General features: G+C 46.8%; 22 protein-coding genes. 17 read left to right on the top strand and 5 right to left on the bottom strand.

The genetic code is table 11. The features are described 5' to 3' along the window. The first annotated feature begins 59 nt into the window (after positions 1-59). On the top strand, positions 60-566 hold the full coding sequence (locus ACT6NU_RS11015) for a hypothetical protein (protein WP_445381726.1): 507 nt from the start codon (positions 60-62) through the stop codon (positions 564-566). On the opposite strand, the gene ACT6NU_RS11010 is transcribed toward ACT6NU_RS11015, so the two are convergent. Then, positions 563-1,120 (bottom strand): Smr/MutS family protein, encoded by a 558-nt coding sequence (locus tag ACT6NU_RS11010; protein ID WP_445381725.1) that lies wholly within the window; start codon positions 1,118-1,120, stop codon positions 563-565. The genes ACT6NU_RS11015 and ACT6NU_RS11010 overlap by 4 nt on opposite strands. Beyond that, a complete protein-coding gene (locus ACT6NU_RS11005) occupies positions 1,107-1,310 on the bottom strand; it encodes a hypothetical protein (RefSeq protein ID WP_445381724.1) in 204 nt (67 codons plus the stop codon). The genes ACT6NU_RS11010 and ACT6NU_RS11005 overlap by 14 nt, the downstream gene beginning before the upstream one ends. 43 nt (positions 1,311-1,353) lie before the next feature. Between ACT6NU_RS11005 and ACT6NU_RS11000 the strand changes: the two genes are divergently transcribed. From ACT6NU_RS11000 to ACT6NU_RS10990, 3 genes are read left to right on the top strand one after another with little or no spacing between them, the layout of a single operon-like run. Continuing rightward, positions 1,354-1,662 (top strand): DUF2752 domain-containing protein, encoded by a 309-nt coding sequence (locus ACT6NU_RS11000; protein ID WP_445381723.1) that lies wholly within the window; start codon positions 1,354-1,356, stop codon positions 1,660-1,662. A gap of 10 nt (positions 1,663-1,672) precedes the next feature. Continuing rightward, on the top strand, positions 1,673-1,999 hold the full coding sequence (locus tag ACT6NU_RS10995; RefSeq protein WP_445381722.1) for a CCC motif membrane protein: 327 nt from the start codon (positions 1,673-1,675) through the stop codon (positions 1,997-1,999). Between the two features lie 20 nt (positions 2,000-2,019). Then, positions 2,020-2,319, top strand: coding sequence for a CCC motif membrane protein (locus ACT6NU_RS10990; protein WP_445381721.1), 300 nt, complete (start codon positions 2,020-2,022; stop codon positions 2,317-2,319). Positions 2,320-2,353: 34 nt separating this feature from the next. Here ACT6NU_RS10990 and recQ read toward each other — a convergent pair whose 3' ends face one another. Then, entirely contained in the window at positions 2,354-4,555 is a 2,202-nt protein-coding gene (gene recQ / locus ACT6NU_RS10985; RefSeq protein WP_445381720.1) for a DNA helicase RecQ, read from the bottom strand. Between the two features lie 241 nt (positions 4,556-4,796). Between recQ and ACT6NU_RS10980 the strand changes: the two genes are divergently transcribed. The 4 genes from ACT6NU_RS10980 to lptB are packed head-to-tail and all read left to right on the top strand — an operon-like array spanning position 4,797 to position 7,730. Continuing rightward, complete coding sequence (locus ACT6NU_RS10980; RefSeq protein WP_445381719.1) at positions 4,797-5,762, top strand: KpsF/GutQ family sugar-phosphate isomerase; 966 nt, start codon at positions 4,797-4,799, stop codon at positions 5,760-5,762. Continuing rightward, the gene (gene tatC / locus ACT6NU_RS10975) at positions 5,762-6,601 is read left to right on the top strand and encodes a twin-arginine translocase subunit TatC (RefSeq protein ID WP_445381718.1); all 840 of its coding nucleotides are present in this window, start codon (positions 5,762-5,764) and stop codon (positions 6,599-6,601) included. The genes ACT6NU_RS10980 and tatC overlap by 1 nt, the downstream gene beginning before the upstream one ends. Further along, positions 6,585-6,932, top strand: a complete 348-nt coding sequence (locus tag ACT6NU_RS10970) for a carboxymuconolactone decarboxylase family protein (RefSeq protein WP_445381717.1) — start codon at positions 6,585-6,587, stop codon at positions 6,930-6,932. Before tatC ends, ACT6NU_RS10970 begins: the two co-directional genes overlap by 17 nt. A 57-nt stretch (positions 6,933-6,989) precedes the next feature. Further along, a complete protein-coding gene (gene lptB / locus ACT6NU_RS10965; RefSeq protein ID WP_445381716.1) occupies positions 6,990-7,730 on the top strand; it encodes an LPS export ABC transporter ATP-binding protein in 741 nt (246 codons plus the stop codon). On the opposite strand, the gene ACT6NU_RS10960 is transcribed toward lptB, so the two are convergent. Together ACT6NU_RS10960 and ACT6NU_RS10955 are read right to left on the bottom strand one after the other, a co-directional pair. Further along, positions 7,727-10,135: a hypothetical protein gene (locus ACT6NU_RS10960; protein WP_445381715.1), complete on the bottom strand. Its 2,409-nt coding sequence runs from the start codon at positions 10,133-10,135 to the stop codon at positions 7,727-7,729. The two genes, lptB and ACT6NU_RS10960, sit on opposite strands and share 4 nt — an antisense overlap. A 137-nt stretch (positions 10,136-10,272) precedes the next feature. Then, positions 10,273-11,031, bottom strand: a complete 759-nt coding sequence (locus tag ACT6NU_RS10955) for a CDP-alcohol phosphatidyltransferase family protein (protein WP_445381714.1) — start codon at positions 11,029-11,031, stop codon at positions 10,273-10,275. Positions 11,032-11,137: 106 nt separating this feature from the next. Here ACT6NU_RS10955 and ACT6NU_RS10950 point away from each other — a divergent pair, with 106 nt between their 5' ends. The 9 genes from ACT6NU_RS10950 to ACT6NU_RS10910 all read left to right on the top strand — a co-directional run bounded on the left by ACT6NU_RS10950 (position 11,138) and on the right by ACT6NU_RS10910 (position 23,443). Beyond that, entirely contained in the window at positions 11,138-12,358 is a 1,221-nt protein-coding gene (locus tag ACT6NU_RS10950; RefSeq protein WP_445381713.1) for a lipoprotein N-acyltransferase Lnb domain-containing protein, read from the top strand. Further along, a complete protein-coding gene (locus ACT6NU_RS10945; protein ID WP_445381712.1) occupies positions 12,355-14,220 on the top strand; it encodes an ABC-F family ATP-binding cassette domain-containing protein in 1,866 nt (621 codons plus the stop codon). The genes ACT6NU_RS10950 and ACT6NU_RS10945 overlap by 4 nt, the downstream gene beginning before the upstream one ends. Before the next feature lie 12 nt (positions 14,221-14,232). After that, positions 14,233-14,724, top strand: coding sequence for a hypothetical protein (locus ACT6NU_RS10940; RefSeq protein WP_445381711.1), 492 nt, complete (start codon positions 14,233-14,235; stop codon positions 14,722-14,724). Between the two features lie 21 nt (positions 14,725-14,745). Then, a complete protein-coding gene (locus tag ACT6NU_RS10935) occupies positions 14,746-14,913 on the top strand; it encodes a hypothetical protein (protein WP_445381710.1) in 168 nt (55 codons plus the stop codon). Positions 14,914-14,935: 22 nt separating this feature from the next. Next, on the top strand, positions 14,936-15,514 hold the full coding sequence (locus tag ACT6NU_RS10930) for a cob(I)yrinic acid a,c-diamide adenosyltransferase (protein WP_445381709.1): 579 nt from the start codon (positions 14,936-14,938) through the stop codon (positions 15,512-15,514). A 132-nt stretch (positions 15,515-15,646) separates the two neighbouring features. Continuing rightward, a complete protein-coding gene (locus ACT6NU_RS10925) occupies positions 15,647-15,871 on the top strand; it encodes a DUF2795 domain-containing protein (protein WP_013551418.1) in 225 nt (74 codons plus the stop codon). 209 nt (positions 15,872-16,080) lie between these two features. Next, complete coding sequence (secA, locus tag ACT6NU_RS10920) at positions 16,081-19,443, top strand: preprotein translocase subunit SecA (protein ID WP_445381708.1); 3,363 nt, start codon at positions 16,081-16,083, stop codon at positions 19,441-19,443. Positions 19,444-19,619: 176 nt separating this feature from the next. Further along, the gene (locus ACT6NU_RS10915) at positions 19,620-20,837 is read left to right on the top strand and encodes a sensor histidine kinase (RefSeq protein ID WP_445381707.1); all 1,218 of its coding nucleotides are present in this window, start codon (positions 19,620-19,622) and stop codon (positions 20,835-20,837) included. Positions 20,838-20,926: 89 nt separating this feature from the next. Continuing rightward, positions 20,927-23,443, top strand: coding sequence for a M14 family zinc carboxypeptidase (locus ACT6NU_RS10910; RefSeq protein ID WP_445381706.1), 2,517 nt, complete (start codon positions 20,927-20,929; stop codon positions 23,441-23,443). The last annotated feature ends 21 nt before the right edge of the window (positions 23,444-23,464 follow it).

Raw genomic sequence — 23,464 nt, 5'->3', positions numbered from 1 at the left:
AATAAAATTGCAGCAAAACGTTTGGGATATTAGGTGCCTAATCCAGTATCTTTGAAATTATGAAAAAGGGAATACTGCTTGTTTTTGCCGTTAGCCTGCTAAACTGTTCCAGCGGGGACCTGCAAATTGAAACCCTGGATTTTAACGCTGCTTCCATACAGTTTTGCGGAAGCCTTACTACTGCCACCCAGGTTTTCTTTAAACTTAACGACCGGGAGGCCCTTATTCTGGAATTGCAGAGCGGTCTGCTGCAGAATAGCCCATCCGAAAACAGCATCAGCAGTGCCATTCCATCCCAGTCTCAGCTTCGATACCGTGCATTCTCAGGTACCGTAGACAGTGGTTATTTTTGTGATGATGTCCCCCCTGTCGATCCGGTGGTGATTGAGGAAATTTCTGCGGCCGAGGGAAATGTTCTTATCAGCACCGTACAAAATCCAAGCGATACTACTCAATTTACACATACCATCAGCCTGGAGGGGGTCTCTTTTGTAAATGCTGCCGGAGAAAGACTTACCAACCTGGCCCTGGAAGATTTCGGGGAAATCATTACTTCAGAGAATTAGTGCATTAAGCGCTGTGGAATATAAACTTCAGTTGCGCCACTCCCATAATTCCGATAATCGGCTTCCTTTATTGTGAGGCCTTCATATCGCCTCAGGCGGGTATGTAATTCGGCCTTCAGGACCCCCTCCCCCAATCCGTGAATAAAGACTACCCGCTGAATCCGCTTTCTCATAGCAAAGGCAAGTTGCTGCTCTGCGGTATCGAGTTGAAAATCCAGGGCTTCGTATTCTGAGAGTTGTTTACCACGGGGCAGTAATTTTTCCAGGTGCAGGTCCACCTCCAGTACAGGAATAGATTTTCGGCTGCCCCCGGTATTTCTTTTTTTTCTCTCTGTCCTGTCTTTTGCAGTCTTTTCAAGAAATGCAGCCTGCTCGGTTCCCGTTGGGAGATCTGGCTTCTCCGGGAGTAAAACAACTTCATTTGCAGGCAGTTCCAGCTCAAATCCTTCAGGAGTTTCTATGCGGACTTGCCCGTCTGGGCTAACCTCCAATACCCTTCCCCCCAGATCTTCATCCAGCAGCTGTACCCGGTCTCCTTTTTTAATCGGATTCATTTCCATTTGATTTGTCTGTATCTTCTGCCTTACCGGAATCTTGTGAGCGCGATATCCCGTACAGTCCGAACATAAGCAATACAAAGCCGATGGCCAGGCCGAATTCTTTCCGTATAAGCGAAGGCCCGGCAATAAGGCAAGTAGCACCCAGCAGCATCAACCCCAAATAAATAGGTTGTTTTATTTTCATTGCTCAAAAATAATAGTAATTTTCCGACTGTGAACCAAGTGAAATGTTCGATCTGATCAGCCGGATATATTTAGGGATTGAAGGGTACATGCTCCCCTGTATGAGCAAACAATTATTTGGCCTGGAATGTCCGGGATGCGGGTTTCAGAGAGCAGTCCTATTTTTATTGAAAGGAGACCTGGTCGCATCTTTTAAAATGTACCCGGGGCTGTTTCCGATGATCTTATTATTTTCATTCCTCTTCCTGAACCAGTTCAGAGAAATCCGGAATGCTTCCAAAATCATTATTGGGCTTGCTTCAGTCACCATCATCTTTATACTGACAAATTTTGTTTTAAATTTAATGCACTAAATAATCATCAATGGAACAACAAAAATTACCCAACGTTACCCTTTCGCTGGTTCTGGCTATCTTATCCTTCCTGTGTTGTTGTTTTGCCGGATTACCTGGTACACTGCTTGCAGCCATCGCCTTTTTCCTGCTTAGAAAGGACGAAAAGACCTATATTGAGGATCCCGAAAAATATTCGAATTACAAGCAATTAAAAACCGCCAAGATCATTGCGATTATCGGAATGGTTATAGGTATTCTGTATTTCCTTCTGAGCATCTACAACATCCAGCAAATGGGTGGATGGGATGCCTACATGGAAAAAGTACAGGAAATGAGTGAACAATGGGGCGGTTAAATCCAAAACAAAACTAACAGATGAGTCAACAACCATTACCCGGTGCCAGCACGGCCATGACCATGGGAATTATCTCTATAGTAGGAGCCCTGGTTTGTTGCGGGCCTTTTGCGGCTATTTTCAGCATCATAGGGCTTTCGAGCGCAAAAAAAGCAGAAACTGCCTTTAATGAAAATCCGGAACTGTACGGCGGGATTGAAAATGTAAAAACAGCCAGGGTACTCTCTTACGTAGGCCTTGGATTATCACTGGTAATGCTGGTGTTCGCCATCATCTATTTCGGGGTAATTATTGCTATGGTATCGTCTGAATTTCGGTAAGGTATAAAAAACCCGGCGCTAAGGCCGGGTTTTTTTAATTCGCCACCTCGCTCATAAATTTAAGCCGGTACAGCCGTAGTTCGTCATCCTCGTATTCCCCGTCGAACTCAGTCATTGCTGCTTCAATATTGTCCGTTTCGGCTTCCAGAAAATACTCGTGTATTTCATGTTGCTGGTCTTCATCCAGGATTTCGTCTATCCAGTACCCCAGGTCCAGCTTGGTGCCGCTAAAAACGATTTGTTCCATTTCTTTGACCAACTCGGGAATCTCAAGTCCTTTAGCCGCAGCGATGTCATCCAGGGGTAATTTCCGGTCCACATTCTGGATGATATATAATTTTAGGCCTGAATTTGCGCCGGTACTTTTCACCACCAGGTCATCCGGACGGGTGATGTCATTTTCGGATACATAGGTGGCAATCAGATCGAGAAATGGTTTTCCGTATTTTCTGGCCTTGCCTTCACCCACCCCATGCACATTAATTAATTCTTCCTGGTTTACCGGATATTTTAAAGCCATGTCCTCCAGGGATGGGTCCTGAAAGATAACAAAAGGTGGGACTTCCCGTTTATGCGCCTCTTTTTTCCTGAGGTCTTTTAATAATTTCAGCAGCGTAGTATCGGAAGCTGCCCCGGCAGATCGGTTGCCGCCAACAGGGCTTGCATCAGCGGTAGCCGAATACACGTGGTCCTTGGTCATCATAAAGGACCGCGGATTCTTCAAAAAGGCTTCCCCTTTTTCAGTAAGGTGCAGTATTCCGTATTGTTCAATTTCCTTGTGGAGCAGGCCAGCTACCAGCACCTGACGGATCAATGCCATCCAATAGGCCTTATCCCGGTCCGACCCGGAACCGAAAACTTCCTTTTTCTCTGTTTTGTGTGAAGCAATCAGGGCATTTGTGGATCCTGTAAGAGTTTTAACTATTTCCTTTGCCTTAAATTTTTCCTTGGTCTCTTTTACAGCTTTAATAAGTTTGACGACGTTGTCCCTGGCTTCTTCTTTTTCTTTGGGGTTGCGGACGTTGTCATCCATATTCGCCCCCTCCCCGTTTACCTCGTCAAATTCCTCGCCAAAATAATGGAGTATAAACTTTCGCCTGGAAATGGAGGTTTCGGCATACGCCACTATTTCCTGTAAAAGGGCATTCCCGATCTCTTGTTCGGCCACGGGCTTCCCGGCCATAAATTTTTCGAGCTTTTCTATATCCTTGTAGGAATAAAAGGCAAGGCAGTGGCCTTCTCCCCCATCCCTTCCGGCCCTTCCGGTTTCCTGATAATAACTCTCAATGCTTTTGGGAATATCATGGTGGATCACATAACGCACATCCGGTTTATCTATCCCCATCCCAAAGGCAATAGTGGCTACTACCACGTCTACCTCCTCCATCAGGAACATATCCTGGTATTTGGAACGGGTTTTCGCATCAAAGCCGGCGTGATAGGGAACCGCACTTACACCGTTTACCTGTAATACCTGTGCCAGTTCTTCCACTCGTTTTCGGCTAAGGCAATAGATAATCCCGGACTTACCGGCATTTTTTTTGACAAAACGGATGATATCTGCATCCACCTCCTTGGTTTTGGGCCGGACCTCGTAATACAGGTTTGGCCTGTTAAAGGAGGCTTTAAAGACATGAGCATCGGGCATCCCGAGGTTCTTAAGGATGTCCTCCTGTACTTTGGGCGTTGCGGTGGCTGTAAGGGCAATTAATGGGATGTTGTCTCCCAGACGGTTGATAATACTCCGAAGGTTGCGGTATTCCGGCCTGAAGTCGTGGCCCCATTCGGATATGCAATGCGCCTCGTCAATGGCCACAAAAGACAGTTCCACCCCTTTCAGGAAATCGACATAATCTTCCTTTGTAAGGGACTCGGGAGCTACATAAAGCAATTTGGTCACTCCATCTTTTATATCCTGCATCACCTGCCGGACATCTGCCTTGGAGAGGGATGAGTTCAGCACATGTGCAATGCCGGCCCTGTCCGATACCCCGCGGATGGCATCAACCTGGTTCTTCATCAGCGCAATTAAAGGGGAAACAACAATAGCCGTACCGTCTTTGATAAGCGCTGGTAGTTGATAACACAGCGATTTCCCGCCTCCTGTAGGCATTATTACAAAGGTGTCTTCTCCCTGAATGATTTTTTCAATAACGTCTTCCTGAAGACCCTTAAACTGGGAAAAACCAAAGTACTTTTTTAGTGATGCCTTAAGATCAATTTCATTCAAAGTCATGCCTCAATACTTTATTCATGTGCGACACCCGCTGTTATGGGCGGCTTCACCGATCAAATAAATTGGTAGGTTGTAAAACGAGTAATTTGATTGCGAAATTTGAAATGCAGATAGATTAGATGCTTTCTAATAAGTTTGCGTAATTTTGTTTTCTTAAATATAAAACAAAGTTTTAGAAGTAGGTCCCTTTTTAAGCACATTTTAAGGAAACTGAAACACCTTTGTTAATTCTTGCAAAACCTTGAAGGACAGCAAAGCGATACTTGACATAGCCCGAGAAACGATTACCGCTGAGGGCAATGCCATACACCACCTGGCAAGCCTTATTGACCCCCAATTTTCAGAAGCTGTAAACTGCATTCTGAAAGCGGAAGGCAGGGTCGTGATCAGCGGGATAGGAAAAAGCGCCATAATTGCCTCAAAAATTGTGGCAACTCTAAACTCTACGGGTACCCCGGCCATTTTTATGCATGCGGCTGATGCCATCCACGGAGACCTGGGAACCATACAGCGGAATGACGTGGTAATCTGCATTTCCAAAAGCGGAAATACCCCGGAGATAAAACTGCTGGTACCCTTACTTAAAAAAGGTGCCAATGCTCTTATTGGCATGACCGGAAACGCCGAATCCTATCTGGCTCAGCAATCCGATTTCGTGCTGAATACCTTTGTGGAGAAGGAAGCCTGCCCAAATAACCTTGCCCCTACCACCAGTACTACTGCCCAGTTGGTTATGGGTGATGCGCTGGCCATTTGCCTCTTGAAGCTAAGAGGGTTCAGCAGCAGTGATTTTGCGCGTTTTCACCCGGGAGGCACCCTGGGAAAAAGGCTCTATCTGCGCATCAGCGATATCATTCTCCAGAACCAGGTACCCCAGGTTGGGCTGCATACCCCCGTGAAAGATGCTATAGTTGAAATTTCAGAGAAAATGCTTGGGGTAACAGCGGTGATGGACGATGACAGGCTCGCCGGGATAATTACCGATGGGGATATTCGGAGAATGCTCAATAAGCATGACAATATCAGTGGATTGGTAGCCAAGGATATAATGAGTGCCAACCCCAAAACAATCGGGTTGGATGCCCTTGCTGTAAAAGCCCTGGATATAATGCAACAAAACGATATTTCTCAATTGCTGGCAGTGGAAGGAGACCGGTACAAAGGCGTCGTACATATCCATAATCTCATGAAAGAAGGTATTCTCTGATGGCACAACAAACCAAGGACCCCAATGAAATGTCCTTCCTGGATCACCTGGAGGAGCTTCGCTGGCATTTAATTCGTTCCACCGTGGCCATAGTGCTTATCGGAATTATCGCCTTTCTGATGAAGGATTTCATTTTCGATACGGTGATTTTCGGACCTAAGAAAATGGATTTCCCAACTTACCGTCTCTTCTGCAGGATTGCTACCTGGTTGGGATTCGAATCGGCTTTTTGTGCTGAATCCCTTCCTTTTACCATTCAAAACCGCACCATGGCCGGGCAGTTTTCTGCGCACATATGGACTTCCATCTGGGCCGGTTTTATTGTTGGTTTCCCTTATGTGCTGTATGAATTGTGGAAATTTATCAGCCCCGGCCTCTATGAAAAGGAGCGCAGGAATTCGAGAGGCTTTATCCTGATAGCTTCCCTGCTTTTCTTTATCGGGGTCTTATTCGGCTATTATGTTGTAGCCCCCTTGTCGATTAATTTCCTCGGGACCTATCAGGTTAGTAAAGAGGTTTTAAACGAGATTGATATCAGTTCATTTATCTCTACCGTCAGGGCATCCGTTATTGCCTGTGGGATTATGTTTGAACTTCCTATAATCATTTACTTTTTTACCAAAGTAGGGCTGGTAACACCCGAGATCCTCAAAAAATATCGGAAAATAGCCCTGGTGCTGGTACTGGTCCTCTCGGCTATCATTACGCCACCGGATGTGGCCAGCCAGATTATTGTTGCCGTGCCCGTCCTGATATTGTACCAGGTAAGTATCTATATCTCTTCTGTTGTTTTGAAACGGGAAGCTAAAAAAATGAAAAAGAATGCCCAATCAAGTTGATGAATTCAACGCCTATCGTTCGCGGATGAACGAGAAGCTGCTGGCAGAGAACAACAAACTCGTCAAGCGCATTTTTAATCTGGATACCAACGCCTATGCCCCTGCGGTACTGGACAAGAAAACCAAAGAGTTCTTAGGTCTGGTAGCTTCGGCAGTCCTCCGCTGTGACGACTGCGTGAAGTACCACCTGCAGGCACTATACGAATCAGGAGCCAGCAGGGAGGAAGTAATGGAAACCCTTGGCATCGCAACTCTGGTAGGTGGAACCATCGTAATTCCCCATCTGAGGAGAGCCCATGAATTCTGGGAAGCCCTGGAAGAGAAGGGTTAAATAAATCTCAATTGCTTTCGCCTGCCGGGCAAAATTGCTAGTTTTGACCTTATGTCCATGAAACTTAGAGCGGAAAACATCATGAAATCCTACAGGGGCCGCAAGGTCGTCAAGGGGATTTCCCTGGAGGTCAACCAGGGGGAAATAGTAGGTTTACTGGGGCCAAACGGAGCCGGGAAAACCACATCCTTCTATATGATTGTAGGTCTTATCAAGCCCAACGGGGGCAAAATTTTCCTTGACCAGACCGAAATCACCCGTTTTCCGATGTACAAACGGGCACAATACGGGATTGGCTACCTGGCCCAGGAAGCATCCGTGTTCCGCAAACTGAGTGTAGAGAAAAATATCCTGAGTGTGCTGCAACTCACCTCTCTGAGTAAGAAAGAGCAGCATATGCGTATGGAAAGCCTGCTGGAGGAGTTCGGGATCACCCATATCCGTAAAAACAGGGGCGACCTGCTGTCTGGTGGCGAAAGGAGGCGGACCGAAATCGCCAGGGCCCTGGCCACCGACCCCAAATTCATACTGCTGGACGAACCCTTTGCAGGGGTAGACCCGGTTGCTGTGGAAGATATACAGCGCATCGTCGGGCAATTGCGGAATAAAAACATTGGTATCCTAATAACGGATCACAACGTACAGGAAACCCTTGCCATTACAGAGCGCTCTTACCTGATGTTTGAAGGTGGTATCCTGAAATCTGGCGTGCCCGAAGAACTGGCAGAAGACGAAATGGTCCGCAAGGTATACCTTGGGCAGAACTTCGAATTGCGCAAAAAGAAATTATTGTTTTAATCCAGCATTACCGTCGGGATTCGTACCAGCTGAGATCCTGATATCAGCCCTCCATCCGGGGCCATCCCTTCAATATAAACCCTTATTTCCGGGATAGGGGTCCGGACCATTTTAAACCCTCCTTCTCCCTTTTGATCGAGGGATAGCTCTGCCTCCCAGTGGACTATCCCGAACGCCTGGTAGGAACGATCAGAATAAGTGGGATACTTTGGGGAATAATAGGTTTTAGCGGGCTCGAAACCACCCTCAACCAGGAATTCGAAGGCATTCTTCTTAACCCCCGATCCTGTTGTAAAAGTGAGCTCTTTCCCCCTGCGTGTATACAGGTATAAGACCTCTCTTCCATTGCTGAAAATACCTTCCCTTCGGGAAAGTTTATCGAAATAAAAACTTTCTATCTGGGTCATGGGCAGGTTATAGAGTACGTTCAGGCTGGGCTGGCGTACCCCATCCAGTATCAGTGCAAGACCTCCCCCCCTGTAAGAACGGACATCTAGCAGGTCCCCCCCCCCTACAGAGACTTTGATATCATACCCCCGCATCCGGATCAGGTCGGTAACCAGGGGAAATTTTATTGCGAAATCCTGGTCCACCTCCTCTACCTTGTTCCAGAGGTAGGGGGGTATAAATATGTTCTCCTTCACTTTTTTGCGAAAGCGCTCTGTTCCCACTGTTACTTCGTCCAGAAAAATAGTGTTTTCTGCAAATTCCGGCGGTGTCAGGATGGGGTTTCCAGCTGCTTCCTGGAAGGTCCGATCAATAAACGGTCTGGATTCCGGAGGAGAGAATGAATTGGATTCAGTCTGTTCCAGAATTCTCAGATAGGTCCCGGGTTTTGTCATTTTACCTTTGCGGTCCATCAGGGAGAGGTAGATTTTTTCGCCATTTTGAGGGAAAAACTCAGTGATCATAAAACTTGATTTCTCCTCATCCAGTTCGAGTAGCTGCATCCCGTGATTCTCAGATGCATGGAGTACTATTTTACTTCCTGCTTCAGTATTGACGCCATTGAGCGACCCAAGGAGTTGTAACCCGTTATCAAAAGGAAAACCCAGTTCCGGGGGGCCTTTATAAACATTGTCCCAATTGTACTTGCTCCATCCCTGGGTAAGCAGGAGCAAATCCATTTCATACTGTTTGCGTACAGTTATATTCCTGAAGTAATCCCCGGCGTTTTCCACCATCCCTTTTACATAGGGTTGTAAATAAAACTGGCTGTAAATGGTATTATCGTGTCCGTAGGCCAGTGTTTCCGGGGGTAATACCGAAACACTCAACTTATAGTCCCGGGATATGGAACTCTTGATTTTCAAATCCAAAGAATCAGTGGAAGCACTTCCGGCAAGGATTCTCAATTCCGGAAATTCGAGTCCGTTATAATTAAAGAATAGCCTTTCTGCAACCGGTTTATTGTCCGGGGAAAAGACCGTAAAGATATTCATCCCCGGGTTTAATTTTTCCGTTTGGAACAAAAGGGAAGCTTTGTTGCTATTGTTGTCAAATTCGAGTGGATGCTCGGAATACAGCTTTTTGTTATGAATATATAGGGTGTAGTTCCCTCGGTCTGGATCTGCGGGTAGATCCCCATTGGCAAATAGTTCAAAAGTTAACTGCCCCGTTCTCGGGTTGCTCTTTAGGGAAAGCGCTAGGCCGCGCCTGGAAGCCTGTGGTAGCGGAAAAACAGCCTGGGTCCCGTCGGGAAACCGCAAAAGGGCCTTGTAGGATTTATCCTGATGGGGATATAGCTCAAATTTGCCCAAACCGTTGCTATTGGTAGTGAAATTCGTTATTTGAGACCCTTGTTCGTCTACTATCAGGGCCTCCTTTATTGGGGTGCCATATCCCAGGGAATTAGTCGCCTTTACACCGATGGTATTTCTTACCCCGGTTAAGAGATTACCGCCTTCCGGCAGGAACTGCAGGTCGTATTTAAGGGGATCTGGAGTTTGGGCAACCAGGGTGTCTGACACAATCCGGAGCTGCTGTGTATAGCTCAAGTCTTCCTTAAAATTGCGCATCCAGTTGGTGGATGCCTTTATAAAATAGGCCCCGGATTCGTAAAGGGAATCTATGGGCAGTTGTCCCTTCGTATACCCCCCCTGGCAGTAGAACAATTTTTTAGTCAGCAATTCCCCCTGTTCGTTGTAGAGGGATACATAGAGGTTTGAAGTCTCAAGTAAGGGCCTGCCGGCTTTGCCATTGTAGATATACCCGCTAAACCAGAGCGTTTCGCCCGGGACATACAGGTCTTTGTTCAGGTGCAGGAAAACGGATTCCCGGGCGGGTTCAAAATACTTTTCCAAAGCCGCCTGCACATCCGGTTTTGAAGGGGGTTCCTGTGCGGATACCGTCAGGATTGTAAAGGACAAAATAAAGGTCAGTATCTTACAAGGAGGATAGGGCATTTTTTCTTTTGAAAATAGCCTAAATATTGAGATTAAACAAAAGGCATACCCGGTTGAATCCTGTAATAAGGCCACAATGCAATCTCAATAGATTGATTGTATGAAAGTTAGATTCATAAGAATTGTCGTACAGAAAATCAGGTCTCCTCTTTCCCTGACCGCAGCAGCTGCGAAAAAACAGACATACCTATATAAAGCCCAATAATAAGCGGAACCGCAAGAAACTGCAGGGTCAGCAGTAATACTGCACTGATTATCAGAAATATATATTTATCTCCATTATCCCTGAAGTTGGTGTTTTTAAATTTAAGGGCAAACAATTGTAACCTGGAATTGAGCAGATAGGAACTCAGCAGGGTCAGGATCAATAACACCCATGGATTCAGAATAACGTCATTGGTAAATTCGCTGCCATTGTAATACAAAATAAGTGGCAGGGATAGGATCCAGAGGGCATTGGCCGGGGTAGGTAATCCGGTAAAGGAACTCACCTGGTTTTCATCTATGTTGAATTTGGCCAGCCTGAAGCCCGATGCCAGCGTAATGAGCAGGCCTGAAAATGGAATCCAGTTTTCCAGCCACTGGTCTCCCTCAAACGCATTTATAAAAAAACTTTCAGAGTTCCAGCCTCCGTCCATTGCCATTCCGAGCAACTGGCACATCACCAGGCCCGGCACGAGCCCACTGGTCACCATATCGGCCAATGAATCGAGCTGCACCCCCAGCTCAGACTGAACGTTCAGCTTACGGGCAAGCAATCCATCCAAAAAATCACAGATAACACCTGCCATAAAACAAAGGGCTGCCCATTCCAAATGGTTCAAAACTGCAAAAATGGCTGCCAGGGACCCGAAAAAGAGGTTCAGAAGGGTTATAGCGTTGGGAATGAATCGCATACTTGTATTGGTTTGAGTAAAAATAGGATAATTCCTGTAATCCAATGCCGGATTAATACACTGCTTTGTAACAGCAGGATTGGCTTTTGATAAAATATTTGGATATTTGTCCCGGTTTGATTCCCCCATGACCCATGACTGCTACCTGATGAAACTCAGTTACTTCCTTTTATTCTTTTTATTCCTGGGGATCCACGGTTCCGCTCAGGCACAGGAAATCTCGCTGGGGCCGGAAGCGAAAATCAGCGTTATCAGTTGTGGCCCCGGAGAAGACCTCTATGCCTCTTTTGGCCACAGCGCCTTCCGGGTTCAGGATCCATCCCAGCATATAGACTGGGTATTCAATTACGGCACCTTTGATTTTGATACGCCCAACTTCTACCTGAAGTTTGCCCGTGGCAAACTCCTGTATGCCTTAAGTTTACAGCGGTTTGAAAATTTCCTCTATACCTATCAGCTGGAAAACCGATGGGTACGGGAGCAGATACTCGACCTCAACGCGGACCAACAAAACAGTCTTTTTAAGTTCCTGCAGGAAAACCACCGCCCTGAGAATCGGTATTACAAATACGATTTCCTTTTTGATAACTGTGCAACCAAAATTCCGGAGATTCTCAAAACCGTACTGGGTCCTGAACTGGGATACGAATATACCTTTGCAGCAGCTGATAAAAGTTTCAGGGACCTGATACAAATGAACCTGAAGCGGAACAGCTGGTCGAGCTTCGGTATTGACCTGGCCCTTGGATCTGTAATAGACCGGCAGGCCCGCCCGGAAGAATTTATATTCCTGCCTGAATTTGTTTACAGCCAGATGAAGGAGGCCAGCCTGAACGGCAAACCATTGGTTCAGCGGGAGCGCCTGATTCTGGATTTAAACAACCCAAATGTCGAAACGTATTTTACGGTAACCCCACTCTTCTGGCTACTAATATTGTTACTCTTTACCTTGGCTTTCACGCTGATAGATTACAGGAATGATACAAGGAACCGCTGGTTTGACTTCCTGCTCTTCAGCTTCAGTGGTTTGTGCGGCCTGCTTATTGCGTTTTTGTGGTTTTTTACGGACCACTCCTCCACCCAGTGGAATGCCAATATCCTGTGGGCCTTTCCCGTCAATCTCATACTGGCTTCCTTGCTGATACAGAAGGTGCCATCGTCAAAATACCTTATCCCCTATTTAGTGCTTTTACTGGCCTTTTTAGTAATTGCTGTAATTCTCTGGATTTCTGGCGTCCAGGAGTTTGCCCCGATAATCGGAGTCTTATGGGGCTGCCTTGGCCTGAGGTATGTCTTTTTGATCTGCCATTTTAAACCCCGCCTGTGAACCTGCTAAGTGCTGAAAATCTTTCTAAGAGTTTTGGGGAGCGAAACCTCTTTACCGATTTGTCTTTCGGGATCAATCAGGGTCAGAAGATCGCATTGATCGCCAGGAACGGGACAGGAAAAACCACCCTTCTGAACATACTGGCAGGGAAAGACCAGGCAGATTCGGGCAGGCTCAGCTTCCGTAAAGGGCTCAAGATGGCGTATTTAGAGCAACAGCCAGAACTGGAACCCCATCTGACCGTTGGGGAAACGCTTTTTAGTTCTGAAAATGAGGTAATCGGCATCATTGCCAGATATGAAGAAGCCCTCACAAAACCTGAAGATCAAAAAGGCTACCAGCGTGCTTTTGAGGCAATGGAACGAGCCAATGCCTGGGACCTGGAAACCCGATTCACTCAAATACTGTCCAGGCTGCAATTAAACGACCAAAGCCTTAAAGTTGCCACCTTATCTGGTGGGCAGCGCAGGCGCCTGGCCCTCGCCCATGCACTGATTGACGACCCGGAACTGCTTATTCTGGACGAACCTACAAACCACCTGGACCTGGAGATGATCGAATGGCTGGAATCGTATTTTGCGGCGCATAACGGCAGCCTTTTTATGGTTACACATGACCGGTACTTCCTGGACCGGGTCTGCAATGAAATACTGGAACTGGAAGACGGGCAGCTGTACACCTACAAAGGAAATTACGCCTACTATCTGCGGGAAAAAGAGGCCCGCTCCACCCTGGAAGCAGTTAATGCACAAAAAACAAAGGCTTTGTACAAGAAGGAACTGGAATGGATGCGCCGGCAACCCAAGGCGCGCACCACCAAATCCAAATCCAGGATCAGTGATTTTGATGAGATAAAGGAACGGGCACTAAACCGTCGTAAATCTCACCAAATGGAATTGGAAATCAACATGCAACGCCTGGGTACCAAGGTAGTGGAACTACACAAAATCTCTAAATCCTATGGAGATAAATTACTCTTTGAACCCTTTACCTATACCTTTAAAAGAGGTGAGCGAGTGGGGCTGATCGGGAAAAACGGAACAGGGAAGACCACTTTTCTCAATATCCTGACCGGGGCAATCCCTGCAGACAGCGGAAAGGTCGTACACGGGGAAACCCTTCAGATAGGGTACTATACCCAGGCAGGGCTGGATATTAAAAGCGGGCGTAAAGTCATTGATGTGATCCGGGATTACGGGGACTATATCCCCCTGAAACAGGGTCGGCAGATATCTGCCCAGCAGCTGCTGGAGCGCTTTCTTTTCGATCGGAAAAAGCAATACGATTTTGTGGAGAAACTCAGCGGGGGAGAGCAAAAAAGGCTTTTCCTCTGTACGGTCCTTATCCAGAACCCCAACTTCCTTATATTGGACGAGCCCACAAACGATCTGGATATCCTGAGCCTGAATGTGCTGGAAAACTTCTTGCTGGATTATCCGGGAACGCTTCTGATCGTATCCCACGACCGCTATTTTATGGATAAAATCACGGACCATCTCCTGATTTTTGACGGAAAGGGGAATATAAAGGACTTTCCGGGTAATTATTCGGACTACAGGGAATTTGCAAAGACGGAAGAGGAAAAACAACCCAGGACAACACCACAGACAGACCAGAGCGAAAAAAGGAACGATAAAACTCGGAAACTCAATTACTCCCAGCAACAGGAATTCAAAAAACTCGAAGAAGCCATCGCCGGTTTGGAGGCACGTAAAGCGACCATTACTGAGCTTTTTTCAGATCCCGGGCTGGAAGGGGAAAAACTTAATGAATTGTCCAAAGAGCTTTCTGAAATTGTATCGGAACTGGAATCCAAAACGGAACGCTGGTTCGAACTGGCTGCCATTGCAGAAGGAGAATAAAGCCGACTACCCATGTTAAACCGAATTCTTTTTTGGCTTCAATCCAAAAACCGTCATGGAATCCATTCTCCTTTTGTTTATAATTTTTTGGACAGGGCCCTCTACCAAAAGTCTTTACAAAAATATACGGCCCAAAAAAGACTCCTCCTGGCCATAACGGATTACCTCCCCTTAAAAAAAGTAGGGTACCCGCCTGAGGCAGCCGGATCCTTCCAATGGTTGGTTCAAGAGAGGGCTCTGCTGGAAGAAGGCCCACCACCCTACGATCTGTATATATTCGATCGGCCTTCGCAAAAGGTTTTGCAAACCCTGGGGCAGAAGCATATGTGGCATAACAACAGTGTTGTATTTGTCGGGAAGCTGGATCGAAATAAACCAGATTTCGCCTTTTGGAAGCAGGCCTGCAGGCAGCCTGGGGTCTCTGTGGTTCTTGAAGGGTATAGCGCAGGCCTCATATTTTTCAGGAAGGAACAGGCCCAGGAGCATTTTAAAATCCGGATTTAAAGGAGTAATTTTAAAGCCGTTATGAACAATGTTATATTCTACATTCTGGGAGGGCTGCTGGCCGTGTATTTCCTGATTGCCATGTATAACAAAAGACAGGGGCGCCAAAGAAAATCCAGGTCATTTATGGAAGGAAGGCGTCTGAGGGACCGCAAGGAAGATCGGGAGAATACCCGCTCAGATCAATAGCCGGTCTAAATATTTTTTTGCTATGAAAATTTACACAAAAACAGGGGACCAAGGAACTACTGCTTTGTTTGGGGGAACCCGGGTTCCCAAACACCATATCCGAATACAGAGTTACGGGACCGTAGACGAATTGAATTCCTGGCTGGGGCTTATCCGGGACCAGCCCATTGACGCCCGGCACAAAAAGGTCCTGATGGGGATACAGGACCGCCTCTTTACAGCCGGGGCCATGCTTGCTACTGATCCGGAAAAAGCGACAGACAAGAAAGGGAAAGAACGCCTTAACATTCCTAAAATCCAGACTTCCGATATTGAATTCCTAGAAAAAGAGATGGATACCCTGGATCTGGAATTACCCCCCATGACTCATTTTGTACTTCCCGGTGGAAACACAGTTGTGTCATACTGTCATATTGCCCGTACCGTTTGCAGAAGGGCCGAACGAATGACCACCCTTTTACAGGAACAAAGCCCGGTGGATGCATTGGTGCTGGCGTACCTGAACCGATTGTCTGACTATTTGTTTGTCCTCTCCCGAAAATTGGCAAAGGAGTGCGATGCGGATGAAATAAAATGGATTCCGGACCGCAAACAGGAATAAATTCACAATTTCTTCGTTCTATTTTTGCTTAATCCGGATTTTTTGATTTATTCTGGTAAATAAACGTCCATTTTCTTGGCGGTTTAGGTTTAAAAATTATTTTTGCAAAAATTATAAAACAAGCGAATTACGATGTACTGGACATTAGAATTGGCCTCCTACCTGAGCGATGCTCCCTGGCCCGCAACCAAAGATGAGTTAATTGATTACGCCATTCGCACCGGGGCTCCGCTCGAGGTTGTGGAAAACCTTCAGTCCATGGAAGAAGAAGGAGGTGAAATTTATGAATCCATCGAAGAGATCTGGCCGGATTACCCCACGGAAGAAGATTATCTCTGGAATGAGGATGAATATTAAAAGCCTCTAAATAAGCTAAAAAGTCTCATCAGAGGCTTTTTTTTTATGTAATTTTGACAGCCCTGTCAGGTCAGGCGGGGGGTTTGATGAAATTGGAACGCCTTTTGAGTACCATTGATGATGTTTCGCACAAAAAAACGCCAATATTGCCACGGCGGCTGTTTTCAGAATAACTTCCGGGGAACGGCACCAAAAATATACTAGCAGTTATGAGTTTTATAAATAGCGTCCTTAAAGCTTTCGTTGGAGATAAGGCCAAGAAAGATGTTAAGGAATTACAACCTATAGTAGCCCAAATAAAAACCTTTGAAGCTTCCCTCGAAAAGCTCAGCCATGACGAGCTTCGTCAAAAAACAGCAGCCTTTAAAGAGCAGATACAGGAGGGGATTCAGGAAATTCAGTCGCAGATAAGCGAATTGAAAAAACAGGTACAGGAATCTGACGATATAGACCAGAATGAAGAGTTGTATGCGCAGATCGACCAGCTGGAGGAACAAGCCTACGAAAAAACCGAAAAAATCCTGGAAGAGATTCTTCCTGAGGCATTTGCTGTTGTAAAAGAGACAGCTAAAAGATTTGTGGCCAATGAAACGCTTAAGGTAACTGCCTCAGAATTTGATCGTTCCCTCTCAGGAAACAGGGATTATGTGCAACTGGATGACCAGTATGCCCTCTGGAGCAACTCATGGGATGCTGCCGGAAAAGAAGTGACCTGGGATATGGTTCATTACGATGTTCAGCTTATTGGCGGAATTGCGATGCACCAGGGTAAAATTGCCGAAATGCAGACCGGGGAAGGAAAGACGCTTGTAGCAACGCTGCCTGTGTACCTCAACGCCCTTGCAGGCAAAGGTGTTCATTTGGTAACGGTTAACGATTACCTGGCCAAGAGGGACAGCGCATGGATGGGACCCATTTTTGAATTCCATGGGCTCTCCGTGGATTGTATAGACAAACACCAGCCCAATTCTGAAGGCCGCAGGGCTGCCTACAATGCAGACATTACTTACGGAACCAACAATGAGTTTGGCTTTGACTACCTCAGGGACAATATGGCGCATACCCCCGGAGACCTTGTACAACGGCCCCATAACTACGCAATTGTGGATGAGGTGGATTCCGTACTTATAGACGATGCCCGGACCCCGCTGATTATTTCCGGTCCGGTCCCTGAAGGAGACCGCCACGAATTCAACGAGCTCAAACCCAAGGTTTCAGAACTGGTACAAAAACAGCAGCGCTACCTCACCGGAGTGCTGGCGGAAGCCAAAAAGAAAATAGCAGAGGGGGATACCAAAGAAGGTGGCCTGCTTCTGCTCAGGGTTCACCGCGGGTTACCCAAAAACAAAGCGCTTATCAAATTCCTCAGTGAGGAGGGAATCAAACAACTGCTGCAAAAAACAGAAAACTTCTATATGCAGGACAACAATCGGGAAATGCCGACTGTAGATGCCGAGTTGTTGTTTGTAATCGATGAGAAAAACAACCAGATTGAACTGACAGACAAGGGAATACAGTACATCTCAGACGACCAGCAGAAAGATTTCTTTGTCATGCCCGATATTGGGACCGAAATCGCCAAAATCGAGAACCAGAACCTGGAAATAGAAAAAGAGGCCGAACTCAAGGAAGAGCTCTTCAAGGACTTTGCTGTAAAAAGCGAGCGCATCCATACCATGACACAATTGTTAAAAGCCTTTGCCCTCTTTGAAAAAGATGTGGAGTATGTGGTTATTGACAACAAGGTAATGATAGTGGATGAGCAGACCGGACGGATCATGGAGGGACGTCGCTATTCTGACGGCCTGCACCAGGCTATAGAGGCCAAGGAAAGTGTAAAGATCGAGGCCATGACCCAGACTTTCGCCACGGTTACGCTGCAGAATTATTTCCGGATGTACCGCAAGCTCTCCGGGATGACCGGAACGGCTGTAACGGAGGCCGGGGAATTCTGGGAAATCTACAAACTGGATGTGGTGGAAATCCCTACTAACCGGCCCATCGCCAGGGATGACCGCCATGACCTCATCTATAAGACCAAGCGGGAAAAATACAATGCCATTATTGACGAGGTAACGGAGCTTTCCAATGCAGGCCGGCCTGTTTTGATCGGAACCACTTCGGTTGAGATTTCCGAATTACTGTCACGGATGCTCAATATCCGCAAAATGCCGCATAACGTGCTTAACGCAAAATTGCATAAAAAGGAGGCAGACATTGTTGCAGAAGCTGGAAACCCGGGGGTTATAACCATTGCGACCAATATGGCCGGTAGGGGTACGGATATCAAGCTTACTGAGGAGGTTAAGAAAGCAGGAGGCTTGGCTATTATCGGTACCGAAAGACACGATTCGCGCAGAGTAGACCGACAGCTCAGGGGACGCTCCGGACGACAGGGAGATCCGGGAAGTTCGCAATTTTATGTTTCCCTGGAAGACAACCTGATGCGATTATTTGGTTCGGAGCGCGTGGCTAAGATGATGGACCGCATGGGGTTAAAAGAAGGGGAAGTCATTCAGCACTCCATGATGACCAAATCCATAGAACGGGCCCAGAAAAAGGTTGAGGAAAACAACTTCGGGATACGAAAGCGCCTGCTGGAATACGACGATGTGATGAACGCACAGCGGGAAGTGGTATACAAGCGACGGCGGCATGCATTGCAGGGTGACCGCCTCAAGGTAGATATCGCAAATATGATTTACGATACCTGTGAGGTAATCGCAGAGACCAACAAAATGGCAGGCGATTACAAAAATTTTGAATTCGAGCTCATCAAATTCTTCTCCATAACCTCACCAATTGAAGAAGAGGCCTTTGGGAAAATGAGTTTCCAGGAGATTGCTCAGAAAATTTATGCCGAGATTTATACCCATTATCAGGATAAAATGCAGCGATCTGCTGCAACTGCCTATCCGGTAATCAAAAAGGTATACGAGGATAATGCCAACAATTTCGAACGCATTGTAGTACCCTTTACCGACGGTATTAAAACCCTGAACGTAGTCACCAATCTTAAAGATGCGTATGAAAGCAACGGAAAGCAGCTGGTTACAGATTTTGAGAAAAATATTACCCTGGCCATCATAGACGATGCCTGGAAAACCCACCTGCGCAAAATGGACGAGTTAAAGCAGTCGGTACAACTGGCTGTCCACGAGCAGAAAGACCCGCTTTTGATTTATAAATTTGAAGCCTTTGAGTTGTTTAAGGGCATGATCGAAAAGGTAAATAAAGAAGTGGTTTCCTTCCTGTTCAAGGGAGAACTGCCCAGCGGGAACACTCAGGAGATACAGGAAGCCCGGCAGGTACGCAGGCCTAAGGAGAAGTTACGCACTTCCAAGGAAGAAATCCCGAACAGCGATGAACTGGCCGCCCGGAACCGGGCTGCAGGGCAGCATCAGGGACAGCGTCCTCAGGTTACAGAAACGATCACGCGTGAAAAACCCAAAATTGGACGAAACGAACGGGTCACCATTAAAAATGTGATGTCCGGGGAGAATAAAACCTTGAAGTTCAAGCAGGCCGAACCCCTTATTGCCAAAGGCGAATGGGTGCTAATTGAAGATTAAGGCTTAAAAGCGTTTAAAAAAGATCCCTTAGCGGGATCTTTTTTTTTTGCAGATACTTCCTTCCTAGCCCGATTTTGAAGCATATCTAAAAAATATAAGTAGATTTACGTCAGCTAAGGATACAACCCGCTTAAACAGAGTATTTGCCTATGTCCGAAAAGCCGATTTTCATTAAGATGAAAAAAAAACTGAAGCATCAGGAACGGCTTAGAGATAAATCTGCCCTATTCTTTAAACTCAGTAGCCTGGCATCTCTCGCTGCACTGATCCTGGGGTTATTGTGTTTTTTCCTGCTGAATATACGGGAAATTATTCCATGGGTGCTTTTTGCTTTTGCAATATTAAATGGGCTGAATATCCTGTTGTTTCGCTTCCATCAAAACCTGGATATTGCCTACCACATCAGTTCTGTTATGGCACTGGTAGGGACCCTGACCATAACCCTTTACAGCGGTGGAATAAGCAGCCCTTTCCTCTTTATATTGGCATTATTGGTTTTTACGGGCTATGTAAGTACACGAACCTATGGCAGAATTTACCTCGGGGTAAGCCTTTTGGTGGCCCTGTTGCTATTTATCCTGCAGAAGAGCAGCTACGGCCTGCCGGAATCTGTAATTCCCGGGCCTTCTGAGGAGCCCTTTGCCCTGATGATCCTTTTGGTTGTCATTCTGATGATGGGCGCAGGTTACGGTCGCTACCTGCTCAGTACCCACCATCGGCTTTATCACGTAAAGGGAGAGGTAGAACAGCGCCTTCAGGAAAAAGAAATGCTCTTGAAAGAGGTGCATCACCGGGTAAAAAATAACCTGCAGACCGTTTCCAGCCTTCTGCGGATGCAGGGCCGTGAAATTGAAGATCAAACCACACGGAATCTCATCAAAAGCAGCCAGAACCGGGTAGTTGCTATGGCCATGGTCCATGAAATGCTCTACATGCGGGAAGACCTCTCAAAGATTCAATACAGATCCTATGTGGAAGAATTGGGGGAATACCTGATCAAATCCATTAAAGGGCCTGAAAGCAAAATAAAACTGAATATCGATATTCCACAGATTGAGCTTGGAATCGATACGGCTATCCCGCTCGGGCTGCTAATCAATGAAGCCGTTACCAATGCTTTGAAATACGGATTTAAGGATCAGGATGAAGGGGAAATCAGTATTCTACTGGAAAAGGAAGATGCCAGTGAGTACGTTTTAAGAATCGGTGACAACGGGATAGGGTTCCCAGAGAATATTGACCACAAAACCACAAAATCCCTTGGGTTAAAATTGATTCACAATCTCAGCCGCCAGCTTAAAGGCAGCGTCATCAGGGATTTATCCAAAAAAGGGACCTATTACATCATCAGATTCCAGGAAACCAATCAGAATCCGCTTCATACCCTGAGCTGAACCGGGTTCCATTTCGGGTGCTAAGGGCTTTAAAGTATCTGTCAATTATTCTTATATTTAGAATTCATTCTAAATTGAAATTCCAACCCATGCGCAAGCTGTTTTCTTATCTGCTCCTGCTGAGCATTTCCATTTGTTATTCACAGGATTATTTTCTCAAACAATACGAACCTTTTGACCAGGACATTCCTTCTCCGGAAGATTTTCTGGGGTACGGGATAGGATCATACCACACCCGCCATGACCGTATTGTGCATTACCTGCAAACCCTGGCTGCCGCTTCAGACCGGGCCGAAATTGAAGTATACGGAGAGACCCATGAAAAACGCAAATTGGTTATCCTGCGCATTAGTTCGGCTGCTAACCTTCAGAATCTGGAATCCCTCAAGGAACGTCACCTGAGCTATGTAGACCCTACGGCCAGCCCTGCTGTGGATGAAAGCCTGCCGGCCTTTATCAACCTGGGTTACAACGTACATGGAAATGAGCCTTCCAGCTCAGAGGCGGCCCTGCTTACGGCTTATATCCTCCTGGCCTCTCAAAACCCGCAAATTGTGCGTTACCGAAATGAGGCCGTTATATTCCTGGATCCGACCATCAATCCGGATGGAAGGGACCGGCATACCCAATGGGCCAATTCCTACCGGGCTAACCCACTGGTTTCGGATCCGCAGGATGCAGAACACAATGAATATTTCCCTGGAGGACGTACAAACCATTACTGGTTTGACCTCAACCGCGACTGGCTTCTGGCCATCAACCCCGAGAGCCGCGGCAAATTAAACTGGTACCATACATGGTACCCCAATGTGGTTACTGATTTTCACGAAATGGGCACGCAGAGCACCCACTTTTTTGAACCGATGAAAGCCAATGGCTCCCTGTACCCGATCATGCCCAAAGAAAACTACGAAGACCTGAATGAACTTTTTGGCACCTATTTCGCCAGTGCCCTGGACAGCATTGGCTCCCTATACTTTACAAAAGAAGTATTCGATGGCACCTATCCGGGATACGGTTCCTCCTATCCGGATTTACAGGGAGGGTTGGGCTTGCTTTTTGAACAGGCCAGCTCCCGCGGGCATTCTCAGAAAACCGCCTACGGCACCATTGATTTCCCCTTTACCATCCGGAACCAGCTGGTCTCGGGGATGGCAACGGTAAAGGCAGCCGTGGAGAATAAGGACCTGCTGCGGAAATACCAGCAGGATTTCTTCAAATCTGCCCTTCTCAGGGCAGCGACGTCCAGGGTAGAGGCCTACAAAATTGAGGAAAAGCAGGATAAAAACCGGATGAAGGCCTTTCTGGATAAATTGCTTATCCACCGGATCGAGGTATATAAAGATGGGAAAGACGCCTTTGTGATTCCGACCCGCCAGCCCCAATTCCGTATGGTGCAAACCTTTTTTGAGACCTACAACCGGTACAGGGACAGTGTCTTTTACGATGCCTCCGCCTGGTCCGTCGCCAATTTCTATAATATTGACTACCGCCCATTGCGCAGTTTCAGACGGGGCGAGGCGGTTACCAGTGTCGAAGGACTTTTCCCTGTCTCCCCGGTTCAAAAGACTGACTACGCCTATATTATCGATGGCAATGACTACAATTCCATAGCCCTTGCCTATCAGCTGCAAAAAGAAGGAGTCGTTGTTGCCTCAGCCTTTAAACCCTTTACCACCCGGGTAAATGGGACGGAAAAAAGTTTTGATTATGGCAGCATGGTTGTTGCTGTGAGCCCGCAGGAGAAATCATCTTCAGATATCCACAAAATACTTACGGCAGCCCAGGAACAATTTCAGGTACCTGTTTATGCCGTAAAATCGGGCTATCACCTCAAAGGTGTAGATCTGGGCAGCCGCTATATTCGGCCCATGGAACAGCCCAAAGCGGCCATGCTTATCGGGGAAGGCGTTCGCTCTTACGAGGCCGGGGAGGTCTGGCATTTGCTGGATACCCGGGTACATATGCCCATTACAAAGCTGCCCTTACGGAATTTTGACGGCATCGACCTGAAGCAGTACAATACCCTGGTTATGGTCAGTGGCCGGTATCGCCTATCTGATAGCCAGCAACAGCGCATCAAAGACTGGGTAGCCGCGGGCAATACGCTGGTAACCATAGCCGGGGCGGCTTCCTATGTTATCGACAAGGAATGGGTAAGCGAAAAGCGCCGTAAAGCAGAAAAAGACAGTGCGGCACTAACGGAACGGCTTCCCTATGTGGATGCCCCGGAAAATATTGGCAAAGAAAGTGTTGGTGGCGTTATTCTGGAGGTAGATCTCGATCCTACTCACCCTCTGGCTTTTGGTTACGGCAATGCGAAAATTCCGGTCTACAAGAACAACGAGGTGTGGATGGAACCCAGTAAAAACCCTTATTCTACGGTGGCCCAGTATACTGAAAACCCCCATATAGACGGGTTTTTAACTGAAAAAAATAAGAGGGAGTTCCTCAAAGGAGCTGCCTCCCTCCTGGTCAGCAAACTGGGTAGTGGCAGGGTAATCCTCTTTGCAGATAACCCTAATTTCAGGGGGTCCTGGTATGGCACAAACCGCCTGTTTTTAAACGCACTTTTTCTCGGAAATCACATTCGGATTCCCGAATAAATCTCAGATAATCCTGTAAAA

It is taken from the genome of Robiginitalea rubriflava, assembly GCF_052540725.1.
Note: the sequence above shows the minus strand (reverse complement) of the source record. Positions and strands in the feature narration are given on the sequence as shown.